We start from the raw sequence: 13,963 nt of genomic DNA, 5'->3' as shown, positions 1-13,963 counted from the left end.
GAGGCGGGCGCCGGATGGCAGCCCCGCGGACAAAGAATGGAAATGATCGAGGCGCCTCGTCAATTGAGAATGTCCGATAATCGAACGTTAATATCTTTAACCAGTTTTACAAAGGACATGCTCTTTCCAAGCAAGCCTTTGATTTGCCGGGTGATCTGCGTCTGTTTTCCAGTCAGCACAGGACGATTCATTTTTTAGTTAGCTTTGTTATCTTAATCGCACCTGCTGGTTGCTTTGCGCCACAGTCCTGACAAAAACAATAAGAGGATTCGCCATGAACCATTCGCCGCGCCGGGCGACGTTGACCATCGCCTTGTGTTTCATCGTCGCGTTGATCGAGGGGTTCGACCTCCAGTCAGCCGGCACCGCTGCCGCCGGCTTGCGGCAGACGTTCAGCCTCGACCCGAAAATGATGGGATGGGTGTTCAGCGCGGGCATCATCGGGTTGCTGCCGGGTGCATTCTTCGGCGGCTGGATCGCCGACCGAATCGGTCGCAAGAAAATCCTGATCGCCGCCGTCCTGCTGTTCGGCGTGTTTTCCCTCAGCACTGCTTATGTCGAACAATTTTCCAGCCTGCTCGTGGTGCGCTTCATGACCGGACTTGGGCTGGGCGCCGCCCTGCCCAACCTCATCGCGTTATGCGCCGAAGCGGTAGGCGAACAGCGGCGCGGCACGGCCATCAGCGTGATGTACGCCGGTGTTCCCCTGGGCGGCGCACTGGCGGCAGTGGTCGCGATGACGTTTGGCGAGCATTGGCAGATGACCTTTTTCATCGGTGGCCTGGCGCCCTTGCTCGTGGTGCCGCTGATGCTGTTGTGGCTGCCGGAGTCGAGCGCGTTCAAGCAGGTCCGGCACGTCAGTGGCGAAGCCCGCAGCTCCGTCGGCCAAGCGTTGTTTGGCGAAGGTCGAGGCATGACCACGCTGGGTCTCTGGTTGAGCTATTTCTTCACCCTGACGGTGATGTACATGTTGCTCAACTGGCTGCCCTCGTTGCTCTTGGAACAAGGCTTCAGCAAACCACAGGCCGGCCTGGTGCAGATGTTGTTCAACATCGGCGGAACTCTCGGCTCGCTGCTCGGCGGCCTGCTGCTGGACCGTTGCAACGCCATCAAGGTCGTGCTCTTCGTTTACGCCGGGCTGTTGAGCGCCCTGGCCGGGGTCGGGGTGTCAGTCGGCATCGTGCCGATGGGCATTGCCGGGTTCGCCGCCGGGCTGTTCGTCATGGCCGCACAGCTGGTCCTCTACGCGTTGGCGCCACCCTCCTACCCCACGGCCGTCCGTGCCACAGGTGTCGGAGCCGCAGTGGCCATCGGACGCCTGGGCTCGGTGGCCGGGCCGCTGGCCGCCGGCCAGATCCTCGCGGCCGGGGCCGGTACCAGCACCGTATTGCTGGCGACCTCACCGGGACTGATAATTGCGACGCTGGCCATCCTCGGCGTGATCCGCAACGCGGGCGGAACACGGGTCAGCACGGTGAACTCGGCGGCGGAGCACTCCTGAAAACAGGAACAGCGGGATACACCGTGCTACCGCCTTCGCGAGCAAGCCCGCTCCCACATTGGATTTGTGGCGGTCACAAGAAGCACATACACCGCAAAACCCTGTGGGAGCGAGCCTGCTCGCGAAGAGGCCGGTACTTTCAGCATCTCCATCGACTGTCATGCCGCCTTCGCGAGCAGGCTCGCTCCCACATTGGATTTTCGGCGGTCACAAGATGCGCATACGTCGCAAAACCCTGTGGGAGCGAGCTTGCTCGCGAAGAGGCCGGTACTTTCAGCATCTCCATCGACTGTCATGCCGCCTTCGCGAGCAGGCTCGCTCCCACATTGGATTTTCGGCGGTCACAAGATGCGCATACGTCGCAAAACCCTGTGGGAGCGAGCCTGCTCGCGAAGAGGCCGGTACTTTCAGCATCTCCATCGACTGTCATGCCGCCTTCGCGAGCAGGCTCGCTCCCACAATGGATTTTCGGCGGTCACAAGATGCACATACACCGCAAAACCCTGTGGGAGCGAGCTTGCTCGCGAAGAGGCCGGTACTTTCAGCATCTTCATCGACTGTCACACCGCCTTCGCGAGCAGGCTCGCTCCCACAATGGATTTTCGGCGGTCACAAGATGCACATACACCGCAAAACCCTGTGGGAGCGAGCTTGCTCGCGAAGAGGCCGGTACTTTCAGCATCTTCATCGACTGTCACACCGCCTTCGCGAGCAAGCCCGCTCCCACATTGGATTTGTGGCGGTCACAAGATGCGCATACGCCGCAAAATCCTGTGGGAGCGAGCTTGCTCGCGAAGAGGCCGGCACTTCCAGCATGTCCATCGACCGTGACACCGCTTTCGCGAGCAGGCTCGCTCCCACTCAGATTTGCGGCGGTCACAAGATGCGCATACGCCGCAAACTTACAGGGGCAATGCGCCCCGCTCAAAGCGCCAAAGCAATAGCCTCCCCAACCTCCTGGGTCGAACCCCGGCCGCCGAGATCAGGCGTAATCGGCCCCTCGGCAATCACCCGTTCAATGGCCCTGAGAATCCCGTCATGCGCCGCACGATAGCGCTCATCACCATTGCCCAGGAAATCCAGCATCAAGGCCCCGGACCAGATCATCGCGATCGGGTTGGCAATGTTACGTCCATAGATATCCGGCGCCGAACCATGCACCGGTTCGAACAGCGAGGGATAGCGGCGCTCCGGGTCAAGGTTGGCCGAAGGCGCGATACCGATGGTGCCCGCGCAGGCCGGCCCGAGGTCGGACAGGATGTCGCCAAACAGGTTCGACGCCACGACCACGTCGAAACGATCCGGTTGGAGCACGAAGCGCGCACAGAGAATATCGATGTGTTGCTTGTCCCAGGTGACGTCCGGGTACTGCTGCGCCATGAGTGCCGTACGTTCGTCCCAGTACGGCATGCTGATGGAAATGCCGTTGGACTTGGTCGCCGCCGTCAGGCGTTTGCGTGGTCGGGCCTGGGCAAGATCGAAGGCGAACTTGAGGATCCGGTCCACGCCGCGTCGCGTGAACACCGACTCCTGCAGCACGAATTCATGTGCGGTGCCCTCGAACATCTTGCCGCCGACCGAGGAGTATTCGCCCTCGGTGTTCTCACGAATCACCACGAAATCGATGTCCCCGGGTTCGCGTCCGGCCAACGGGCACGGCACGCCGGGAAACAACCGTACGGGGCGGATGTTGACGTATTGGTCGAAATCCCGACGAAACTTCAGCAGCGAGCCCCACAGCGAAATGTAGTCCGGGACCTTGTCCGGCCAACCCACGGCACCGAAGTAGATCGCGTCGAAGTCCTTGAGCTGCTCGAACCAGTCGGAGGGCATCATCTGCCCATGTTCCAGGTAGTAGTCGCAGTGGGCCCAGTCGAGCACTTCGATGCTCAAATCCAATTGCCATTTTTTCGCCGCCTGCTCCAGCACCCGCAGGCCCTCCGGCAAGACTTCCTTGCCAATGCCATCGCCGGCAATCGCGGCGATCCTGAATGACTTGCTCATCAACCCAATCTCCTCTGTCCAAACGGTGAAGGGATCACAGCCCACCGATGTGGAAGGCTTTGACTTCAAGGTATTCGTCCAGGCCGTACTTGCTGCCCTCGCGGCCCACGCCTGACTGCTTGATACCGCCAAAGGGGGCAACGTCCATGGAGATTAGCCCGGTATTGAGGCCGATCATGCCGAACTCCAGTGCCTCGCCGAACCGCCATGAGCGGCGCAAGTCCTGGGTAAAGAAATAGGCACCCAGGCCATAAGGCGTTGCGTTGGCCAGGGCCAGCGCCTCTTCTTCCGTGCTGAAACGCATCAATGGCGCGACCGGACCGAAGGTTTCTTCATTGGCAAGCAACATCCCCGCGTGCGCCTCGCCGAGCACCGTTGGCTGGACGAACTGGCTTTCGCCATCGGGGATGCCGCCGCAGAGCAGGCGCGCGCCCTGGCTCAACGCCTCATCGATATGCCGGGCAACCTTGCTGACCGCCGCCGCGTTGATCAGCGGGCCCACGTTCACCTCGGCATCCAGGCCATCGCCGACCTTCAGCTTGCCGACCTCCTCCACCAGGCGCCGGGCGAAGCGATCGTAGATGCCGTCCTGCACGAGGATCCGGTTGGCACAGACGCACGTCTGCCCCGCGTTGCGGAATTTGCTCAGCATGACGCCGGCCACGGCCTGCTCCAGGTCAGCGTCGTCGAACACGATGAACGGAGCGTTCCCCCCCAGTTCCAGGCTCAGGCGCTTGATGTGTTCGGCACTTTGGCGCATCAGCAGCCGACCGACCGCAGTGGAGCCGGTGAACGAGATCTTGCGCACCGTCGGGTTGCCGGTCAGCTCTTCGCCAATGCCGGCGGGCATGCCGGTCACGACATTGAAGACCCCGGCCGGAATGCCGACCCGTTCAGCCAATACCGCCAGCGCCAAGGCCGACAGTGGTGTCAGGTCCGAAGGCTTGACCACAATTGTGCAACCGGCGGCCAGGGCCGGCGCGCACTTGCGGGTGATCATCGCGTTGGGGAAATTCCATGGGGTGATCGCGGCACAGACACCGACCGGTTGCTTGAGCGTCAATAACCGACGATCACCGCTCGGGGCTTGCATGGTTTCGCCGTAGACCCGTCGCGCTTCTTCGGCGAACCATTTGACGAAGCTGGCGCCGTAGCGGATCTCGCCCATGGCCTCGGTCAGCGGCTTGCCCTGCTCACAGGTCAGGATCAGCGCCAGGTCGTCGAGGTTATCGAGCATCGCCTGATACCACCGGTCGAGCAACGCCGCTCGCTCCACCGCCGGGCGCGCCCGCCAGGCCGGCCAGGCACGGTCGGCGGCCTCGACGGCGCGCCGGGTTTCGCTGGCGTGTATCGCCGGTACCCGAGCGAGTACCTCGCCGGTGGCCGGGTTGATGACGTCCAAGGTAGCGGCGCTGTCGGCACCGACCCACTGGCCGTCGATGTAAGCGAGTTCCACCAGCAGGCTGGGGTCTTTCAGGCGATTCTTGAGCATGGCGTGGAGTCCTGTTTTGAGACAGTCTCCAGTCTATTGAGTCGTCCTGGACGAGGATGCTGAAAACGCCGGTCCTACAGCCGTGAATGCTGAATTTCAGCCTTCGACGGCACGCTTTACCGCGACACTACTGAACCCGCATCGAACCCAACAACCCTTGCAGAAAACGTTCGCCCGCGTCCATCTGGCTGACCTCGACGAACTCGTCAGGCTTGTGCGCCTGTTCTATCGAACCGGGGCCACAGACCACCACCGGTACGTCCAGGCGTTGCTTGAACAACCCGCCCTCGGTGCCGAACGAGACTTTGGCGGTGCCGGTGTCCGGGGCGGCAAAGTTTTTCAGGAAACGCACGGCTTCGACGCTCGGGTGGGTGTCGAGGCCCGGATAGACGTTCAAGGTCTCGATTTCGATGCCAGCCACGCTGGAAAGCTTCTTGGCTTCGCGCACGATCAAATCCGCTCGCTCGGTCATTTGCTCCAGGAACCGGTCGAGGTTGTCCGCCGGCAAGTTACGCACTTCGAAATCCAGGGTGCACAGGTTTGGCACGATGTTCAGCGCCTTGCCGCCGACAATCTGCCCGACATGCACGGTGCTGTAGGGCACGTCGTAGTCGGTATCCTGGGCGCCCTGCTCCTGCAACTGTTGCTGGCTCAGGCGCAGCGCGGCGATGAAATCGCAGGCCACGTGGATCGCATTGACCGAGCGCGGTGCGAGGGAGGAATGCGCTTCCAGGCCGCGACAGTAGGTGCGGTAAGAGCCCTTGCCCTTGTGCCCGAGCACGAATTGCATTTGGGTCGGCTCGCCGATCACGCACAGGAACGGCCGGACCGGTGCCAGGTGCAACACATCCAGCAGGCGCCGCACCCCGACGCAACCGATCTCTTCGTCATGGGACAGCGCCAATTGCAATGGCCGGCTCAAGGGCTCATCCGTGGCGTCGAGCATGGCGTCGATGGCCAGCGCGATGAAACCCTTCATGTCGCAACTGCCACGCCCATAAATCCGCCCGTCCCGCACCGTCGCCTCAAACGCCGGGACAGTCCAGGCCTGCCCCGCCACTGGCACCACATCGGTATGACCGGACAGCAGGATGCCCGGCACATCCCGTGGTCCGGCGCTGGCAAACAGATTGGCTTTCTTGCCCGTCTCATCCTTGACGATGAGCGACTCGATGCCCTGGGTCAGCAACAGGTCACGTACATACTCGATCAAGGCCATGTTCGACTCCGAGGAGACGGTGTCGAAGGCCATCAGCCGTTTCAGAATTTCCAATACCCTGGGTTTCATGCGTACGCCGCTACGGTCAGAGGGTTCGATTGCTGGGTTTTTATCAGTTCGGCGCTGTCATGGTGGCAGAGAATTTCACTGCCGCTCGGCGATGGTCCGCCGCTCTGGCGCGACACAATTGCAGAGGCCATCCACCCGCACCGGGCAGCGGCTGAGGAAGGTGCACAAGCCAGGCACATTGGCTCGGGGCCCTAGGGTCGGCAATGTCTGGCACGTCGTTGCCCCGCAGCTTTCCAGCCAGCCCTGACGCAGTTCCGGCACGGAATGGATCAACAGGTCGGTGTAGGGATGGAACGGTGCTTGTGCGTAGGCGTCGCGGGTCCCGGCCTGGATCTTGTGGCCGCTGTACATCACCACGATGTCGTCACACAGGGCCCGGACGGTGGAAATGTCGTGACTGATGAACAGATAGGACACCCCGAGTTGCTGGCGCAGGTCGCGCAGCAGTTCCAGGATCGCCGCTCCGACCACCGTGTCCAGCGCCGAAGTCACCTCGTCGCAGAGAATCAGGTCCGGCTTGGCCGCCAAGGCCCGGGCCAGGTTGACCCGTTGTTTCTGCCCGCCGGACAGCTCGTTCGGCCGCCGGTCGGCCATCGTGCGCGGCAAACGTACCAGGTCCAGCAGCTCACCGATACGCTCGCGCAACGCCGTGCCCTTGAGGCCGAAATACATCTTCAACGGACGACTCAGGAGGGTGCTGACGCTGTGCATCGGGTTGAGCGCGGTGTCGGCATTCTGGAAAACCATTTGAATGCGTCGGAACTGCTCGTGAGTGCGTGACGACAGGCTGCCACCCAAGGGTTGACCATCGAAGGTCAAGCCGCCAAGGGCCGGTGTCAACAGCCCCGCCACCACTCGGGCCAAGGTCGATTTGCCAGAGCCCGACTCGCCAATCACGCCGATGGCCTGGCCTCGGCGGATCGTCAGGTCGATGTCTTCCAGCACGCGAATGGCGGGCATGCCCTGGGCATTTTTGTTGCCGTAGCCGGCGGTCAGTCCCTGGATGGTCAGCAACGGTGTTTCTTGCGCGATGTCGGCCGGTGGACGAATCGTCGTGTCCGGGCGCGCCGCCGCCAGCAAGCTGCGGGTGTATTCGTGGGACGGCCCTTGCAGCAAAGGTGCCGTAGCGCTGTGTTCGAAGATTTCACCGCCGTTGAGTACGACAATCTGGTCAGCCATCTGTGCCACGACCGCCAGGTCGTGGGACACATAGACCGCCGTCGCCCCGCGCTCATGGACCACTCGCTTGAAGGCCCGCAGCACATCGATCTGCGTTGTTACGTCCAGCGCCGTGGTCGGTTCATCGAGCACCACCAGCAACGGATCGCTGATCAATGCCATGGCCGCCATCACCCGCTGCAGTTGCCCGCCGGACACCTGGTGCGGATAGCGTTGGCCGATGCGATCCGGGTCCGGCAGGGCCAGGTCGCGGAACAGTTCGACTGCCTTGGTTTCAAGCTCGGCCCGGCTGCCCAGGCCGTGGATCAATGCGCCCTCCACCACTTGATCAATGAGTTTTTTCGCCGGATTGAACGCCGCTGCGGCGCTCTGGGCGATGTACGACACCCGGTTGCCCCGCAGCTTCTGCAATTGGCTGTTGTTCAGCGCCAGCATGTCATGCTCACCGACGTGCACGCTGCCGCCGGCCAACCGGCAACCGCGTCGGGCATACCCGAGCAGCGCCAGAGCAATGGTGGTCTTGCCGGAGCCGGATTCACCGATCAACGCCAGCACTTCACCCTTTTCCAGGGAAAAGCTGACGCCCTTGACGATATCGACTTCTCCACGCTCGCCACAGGCCACGACTCGCAAGCCCTCGACTCGAATCAATTCGCTCATCTCAATGGCCTCCCGTACGTCGATTGCGCCGCGACGACACCCGGTCGATGAACAGATTCACGCCGATGGTCAGGGTGCCAATCGCCAGGGCCGGAATCACGATGGCCGGCGCGCCCTGATTGAGGCCACCGATGTTTTCGCGCACCAGGGAGCCAAGGTCGGCGTCCGGCGGTTGCACGCCCAGCCCGAGGAAACTCATGCCGCTGAGCAGCAGCACGATGAAACCGAAGCGCAGACCCAGGTCCGCCAGCACCGGGTTGAGGATGTTCGGCAGGATTTCCACGCAGGCGATGTACAGTCGGCGCTCGCCCCGGGTGCGGGCGACTTGCACGTATTCCAGGGCTTCGATATTCACCGCCATGCTACGGGCGATGCGAAAGGCGCCGGGGGTATAGCTCAGCACCGCCGTACAGATCAGCAATGTGACCGAGGAACCGAAAGCCGAAACCATGATCAACGCGAGCATCTTGCTCGGGATCGAAATGAACGCGTCCATCAGCCGGCTGATCAGCTCATCCAACCACTTTGGCGACACCACCGACAGCAAGGCCAGGCTCGTGCCCAACGTGCTGGACAGCACCGCGGCTACCAGCGCGAGGCCGACGGTAAAGCGTGCGCCGACGAGAATCCGGCTGAGCATGTCACGGCCCAGGTAATCGGTGCCGAACGGGTACGCGGCGCTGAAGCTGTCGAAGACATTGTCAGAGACCACCTCACCCACCGGGTGCGGCGCCAGCCACGGGCCGAATATCGCCACCAACAGCCAGATCGCACACATCGCGGCGCCGGCCAGGCCCAGCCAGGACGCGCCATGGGGGTCTTTGCCCAACCCCAGCGCTGCGGCCGCAGGCGGGGATTTCACAATGAGATTGTTCATTGGTTTCTCAGCCTCGGATTGGAAAGAATCGCGCACAGGTCGGCAATCAGCACCAACGCCAGGTAAGCGGTACAGAACAACATCGTGCAGCCCTGGACCAGGGCCATGTCGCGGTTGGTCACGGCGTCGACCATCAGGCTGGCGATACCGGGGTAGTTGAAGATCGTTTCGACGATCACCACCCCGCCCAGCAGGTAGGACAGGCTCAGGGCGATGGCATTGGCGATGGGCCCGATGGCATTGGGCAAGGCATGGCGAAGCACGATGCGGACATTGCTCACGCCTTTGAGCCGGGCCATCTCCACATAGGGGCTGTCGAGCTGATCGATGACCGCCGCCCGGGTCATGCGCGACATCTGCGCGACAATCACGCAGCACAGCGTCATCACCGGCAAGGCGTAGGTGCGCATGAATTGCCAGGGTGAGGTGATGTCACTGGCGTAGGACAACGCCGACAGCCAACCCAGGTTTACCGCGAATATCAGCACCGCCAGGGTGGCCACCAGAAATTCCGGCACCGCTACCATGGTCAGGGTGAAAAAACTCAGGAAACTGTCGATGCGCCCGCCCCGGCCCATGGCCGAGCCGATACCCAGGGTCAACGCCACCGGCACCGAAACCAATGCCGTGGCCGCCGCGAGCATCAAGGTGTTGGGGACCCGGCCGGCCATCAGATCGACGACCGGCATGGCATTGGAAATCGACATCCCCAGGTCACCGCTGAGCAGGCTCGTCAGCCAGTGCAGGTAACGCAACACACCGGGCTGGTCGAGACCCATTTTCGCCCGCAGCGCGGCGACTTGTTCCGGTGTCGCGAACTGGCCCAGGGACTGTTGCGCCGCGTCGCCCGGCAGCACCGCCGTGATGGCGAACACCACCATGGACACAATCAGCAAGGTCAGGACCGCCGCCCCCAGGCGTCGGCCAATCAACCACAGTGTGTTGCTATTCATCACCCGTCCCTCATGCAATGCAGCGCGAACCCGACGGTCATCAGGCGTCCAGCCAGACTTGCTCGGCGAACATGTAGCCCATGAAACCGCCCAACGGGTTGGCGCCATAGCCTTTGACACGCTGGTCGGCGCCGTCGATGTTGCTGATGAACACCGGCACGCCAATCCCGCTGTGTTCATGCACCAGGGCTTGCATGTCGCCATACATCTTGCCGCGCTTGGCCTCGTCGGTTTCCCCTCGCGCCTGTACCAGCAGTTGGTCGAACTGCTCGTTTTTCCAGGCCGATTCGTTCCACGGGGCCGTCGACTGGAAGAACTGCGAGAAGATCATGTCGGCATTCGGACGCGGGTTGATGTTGCCGAAGCTCAGCGGGTGCTTGGCCCAATGGTTGGACCAGTAGCCATCGCTGGGCAGCCGGTTGACGTCGAGCTTGAGCCCGGCCTCCTTGGCCGATTGCTGCAGCAACACCGCGACATCCACCGAACCGGTCGCGGCGGGTGAGCACATCAACGGCATGCTGATGCTTTCCATGCCGGCCTTCTTGAGCAGGAACTTGGCCTTTTCCGGATCGTAGGCCCGTTGTGGCAACTCCGCGTTATAGAAACGCGCACCGGGTGCGATGGGATGGTCGTTGCCGACCCGGGCGTAGCCACGGAAGATCGCCGACTTGATCTGCTCACGGTCCAGCAACAGCTTCATGGCCTGGGTGAATTCCGGGCTTTGGCCCGGCATCTGGTCCTGCCGGATGATCAGGTCGGTGTAGTTGCCCGACGGCGAATCGATGACCCGGTGCTTGGCGCTGGCCTTGATGCGTGTGGTCGAGCGTGGGTTGACCTCGTTGACGATGTGCACGTCGCCCGACAACAGCGCGTTGATCCGCGACGATTCGTCGGCGATGCCGATGAATTCGATCTCGTCCAGGTACGGCAAGCCGGGTTTCCAATAATTGGCATTGCGCGCCCCCACAGAACGCACGCCGGGCTTGAATTCCTTGACCTTGAACGGCCCGGTGCCAATGCCCTGGCTGAAATCGCTGGTGCCCTCGGGCACGATCAGCATGTGCGAGACGGCCAGCACCGACGGCAGTTCAGCGTTGGGGCCGCTCAACTGTATCTGCACTTCGTGGGTGCCAACGGCTTTCACATCGGCGAACTGCGACGCCAGCGGCAGGACCTTGGAACCGGTGATCGGGTCCTTGTGACGCAACAACGAGAACACCACGTCGGCAGCGGTCAGTGCCTTGCCATTGTGGAAGGTCACTTCCTTGCGCAGGCTGATCACCCAGAGGGTGGCGTCAGTGGTTTCGATACGCTCGGCCAGCTCCAGTTGCGGAACCATGTGGCTGTCGAAACGCGTCAGCCCGTTATAGAACATGTAATGGCGCACATAGTCGGTGGACGACGATCCTTTGGCCGGGTCCAGGGTGTCGGCGGTGGAACTGGTCGAACCGGCGACGCGGATCCGCCCGCCCGGCTTGCCTTTGCCAGGGCTTGCGGCCTCGTCATCGGCGAACAGCTTGCCGGCGGTGCCGAACAGGCTGCCGGCACCGGCCACCGCTACCCCGGCCAATCCGAGCATCTGCAACGCATTGCGGCGTGACATGCCGCGATTGAGCCCTTCGAAAATGCGCAGACTTTCCGTACCTGTTACCAACTGGGTGTCGATACTGTTTTTCTTGTCAGTCATGTCAGTTCTACCTTTCGGAAGTGATAAGGCTCGATGGCTCGCGATTAACGCAACGTTGTGAAACGTGATGCGTCCCCCATTAACTCAATGCAAATAGTCTTGAAGCCGGTAATACGCCCCCACGAACGGCAGGAACCAAGGCTTGCCGAAATGCCCGGGGATGGCCGGCCAATCGAGCTCGCGCCAAGGATTGGCCTCGAGGTTGCCAGCCATGACGTCGGCCATGACCTGGCCCATGTGCACCGACATCTGCACGCCATGGCCGCTGTAGCCCATGGAGTGATAAACCCCGCCGTGCTGGCCGGCCCGGGGCAACCGATCGGAAGTCATGTCCACCAACCCGCCCCAGCAATAATCGACTTTTACCTGGGCCAGTTGCGGGAACATCTGCACCATTGCGGCATGCAGAACCTTGCCGCTCTTGGCGTCGGACACGCTGTCCGACATGGCAAACCGCGCACGCCCGCCAAACAGCAGGCGGTTGTCCGGCGTCAGGCGAAAGTAATTTCCGATCATGCGGCTGGTGACATACGAGCGATGGGCCGGCAGCAGGCGGTCGACCAAGGCCTGGGGCAACACCTCGGTGGCGATCACGAAACTGCCCACCGGCACGATCCTGCGCCGATACCAGCCCAACCCGCCTTGCTGGCAGGTGCCGGTGGCCAGCAGGATTTGCGTGGCCTGCAGCGAACCCTTGGTGGTGTTGACCCGATAACCGCCCGCACTGGCTTTCCAGTCCGTAACGGACACGCCCTGGAAAATCAACGCGCCGTGACGCGCGGCGGCCTCGGCCAACCCGACCCCGAAGCGCCCTACATGCATTTGCACGCCATTACGCTGCAGCAAGCCGCCATGGAATTGGGCCGAGTCGACTTCAGCACGGGTCTCCTGGGCGGATAACAACTCGACCTCGGCATCGACCTCGCGGCGAATCAAGTCGCACGTGCGCGCCAGGCCTTCGTAATGCATCGGCTTGGCGGCCAGCTTGAGCTTGCCATTGCGCTTGAGATCACAGGCGATCCGCTCCTGCTCAACCAGCGAGACAACGCTCTGTACCGCGCTTTCATAAGCCTGGTAATAAGCGCGCGCCTTATCGGCGCCAAGGCTGGCACTGAGGGCCGCGTAGTCCTGGGCAACGCCGGTGTTGCACTGGCCGCCATTGCGCCCCGACGCCTCGCCAATCACCCGCCCGCCTTCCAGCACCGCCACGCTGGCACCCTTCAAGGCCAGGGCCCGGGCCGCCGCCAGGCCGGTGAAACCACCACCGACGATGACCACGTCGACCTGTCCGGGCAACGCGCCGAGCTGGGCACCGGTGAACGCCGGTGCGGTATCGAGCCAATAGGACTCACTGCCCATGTCAAAACCCCTTTAGCCTTGAAGAGAGCTCAGAAACTCAGAGACCGACCAGCCCGGCCAATCCGCCGATGTCCGGGATCTGGTGGTAACCAAAGGCCGCGTTCGCCGGGTGTTCATGACCACGGGCCACGAAGGCTTTGTGCTTGATTTTCATGTCGTGGGCCGACATCAGGTCGTAGCGGAAGCTCGAAGACACGTGCAGGACGTCCTCCGGCCCGCAGCCGAGGTTATCGAGCATGTACTCGAAGGCGGCCAGGCGTGGCTTGTAGGCTTGGGCTTGCTGGGCGGTGAAGACTTTATGGAAAGGCGCACCGAGCTTGTCGACGTTGGACATGATCTGCTCGTCCATCGCGTTGGAGAAAATCACCAGGGGAATCTTGTCGGCGATTTTCGACAGGCCGGCCGGCACGTCGGCATGCGGGCCCCAGGTCGGTACGGCATCGTAGTAGAGCTGGCCTTCGCCTTTGTATTCGACGCCCCAGCGTTTGCAGACTCGCGCCAGGGCTGTCTTGAGAATCTCATCATAGGGCCGCCAGTCACCCATCACCTGGTCCAGGCGATACGCCGAGAAATCCTTGACGAACTGCTCCATTTGCTCGGCAGGGACCCGGTCGGCGAACAGCTCGCGCGTCATGGTGCCCATCTGGAAATTGGTCAACGTGCCGTAACAGTCAAAGGTAATGAACTTGGGGCGAAGGAAGCTCATGAGTGCAGTCCTGAGTGATGGTGGAGGTCATGAGGGGCAAGCGATTGCACCGTTCTGGAGGTGGGGGTGCGACGCTGCATCACGGATTTATTACAGCATCATGAGACCGCGCATATACCGTTAAAAGTATAGGTCGCTTGGCACAAACCACCGTTTTTCGGGGCCCGCTCAGCAGACTGTGCGGGATGCGCCATGCCTGGGCATCCGGGCCTTTTTCAAGGCGTCCGGGGCCATTTATGGTGCGCGCAAAGCCTCTT

At 62.1% G+C, this 13,963-nt stretch carries 9 protein-coding genes and 1 pseudogene; 1 reads left to right on the top strand and 9 read right to left on the bottom strand.

Annotated elements, in window-relative coordinates:
* Positions 1-274: 274 nt before the first annotated feature.
* Entirely contained in the window at positions 275-1,501 is a 1,227-nt protein-coding gene (gene mhpT / locus AB4N42_RS16890; RefSeq protein WP_030140642.1) for a 3-(3-hydroxy-phenyl)propionate transporter MhpT, read from the top strand.
* 924 nt (positions 1,502-2,425) lie between these two features.
* On the opposite strand, the gene AB4N42_RS16885 is transcribed toward mhpT, so the two are convergent.
* From AB4N42_RS16885 to AB4N42_RS16845, 9 genes and pseudogenes are all read right to left on the bottom strand, one after another.
* Positions 2,426-3,505, bottom strand: a complete 1,080-nt coding sequence (locus AB4N42_RS16885) for a tartrate dehydrogenase (protein ID WP_460115025.1) — start codon at positions 3,503-3,505, stop codon at positions 2,426-2,428.
* A gap of 34 nt (positions 3,506-3,539) precedes the next feature.
* Positions 3,540-4,997, bottom strand: a complete 1,458-nt coding sequence (locus tag AB4N42_RS16880) for an NAD-dependent succinate-semialdehyde dehydrogenase (protein ID WP_431145438.1) — start codon at positions 4,995-4,997, stop codon at positions 3,540-3,542.
* A 127-nt stretch (positions 4,998-5,124) separates the two neighbouring features.
* Positions 5,125-6,285: an acetylornithine deacetylase gene (gene argE / locus AB4N42_RS16875; protein WP_460115024.1), complete on the bottom strand. Its 1,161-nt coding sequence runs from the start codon at positions 6,283-6,285 to the stop codon at positions 5,125-5,127.
* Positions 6,282-8,124 (bottom strand): annotated as a pseudogene (locus AB4N42_RS16870) (ABC transporter ATP-binding protein). The gene argE and the pseudogene AB4N42_RS16870 overlap by 4 nt, the downstream one beginning before the upstream one ends.
* A gap of 1 nt (position 8,125) precedes the next feature.
* Positions 8,126-9,001, bottom strand: a complete 876-nt coding sequence (locus AB4N42_RS16865; RefSeq protein ID WP_334597724.1) for an ABC transporter permease — start codon at positions 8,999-9,001, stop codon at positions 8,126-8,128.
* Positions 8,998-9,954 carry an ABC transporter permease gene (locus AB4N42_RS16860; RefSeq protein ID WP_030140636.1) on the bottom strand — a complete coding sequence of 319 codons (957 nt, stop codon included), beginning with the start codon at positions 9,952-9,954 and terminating at the stop codon, positions 8,998-9,000. Before AB4N42_RS16860 ends, AB4N42_RS16865 begins: the two co-directional genes overlap by 4 nt.
* A gap of 40 nt (positions 9,955-9,994) precedes the next feature.
* Positions 9,995-11,641: an ABC transporter substrate-binding protein gene (locus AB4N42_RS16855; RefSeq protein WP_460115023.1), complete on the bottom strand. Its 1,647-nt coding sequence runs from the start codon at positions 11,639-11,641 to the stop codon at positions 9,995-9,997.
* Positions 11,642-11,725: 84 nt separating this feature from the next.
* Complete coding sequence (locus AB4N42_RS16850) at positions 11,726-13,000, bottom strand: NAD(P)/FAD-dependent oxidoreductase (RefSeq protein WP_460115022.1); 1,275 nt, start codon at positions 12,998-13,000, stop codon at positions 11,726-11,728.
* A 37-nt stretch (positions 13,001-13,037) separates the two neighbouring features.
* Positions 13,038-13,706: a haloacid dehalogenase type II gene (locus tag AB4N42_RS16845; RefSeq protein WP_030140633.1), complete on the bottom strand. Its 669-nt coding sequence runs from the start codon at positions 13,704-13,706 to the stop codon at positions 13,038-13,040.
* Positions 13,707-13,963 lie beyond the last annotated feature (257 nt).

It is taken from the genome of Pseudomonas sp. H2_D02 (genome assembly GCF_054677635.1).
Note: the sequence above shows the minus strand (reverse complement) of the source record. Positions and strands in the feature narration are given on the sequence as shown.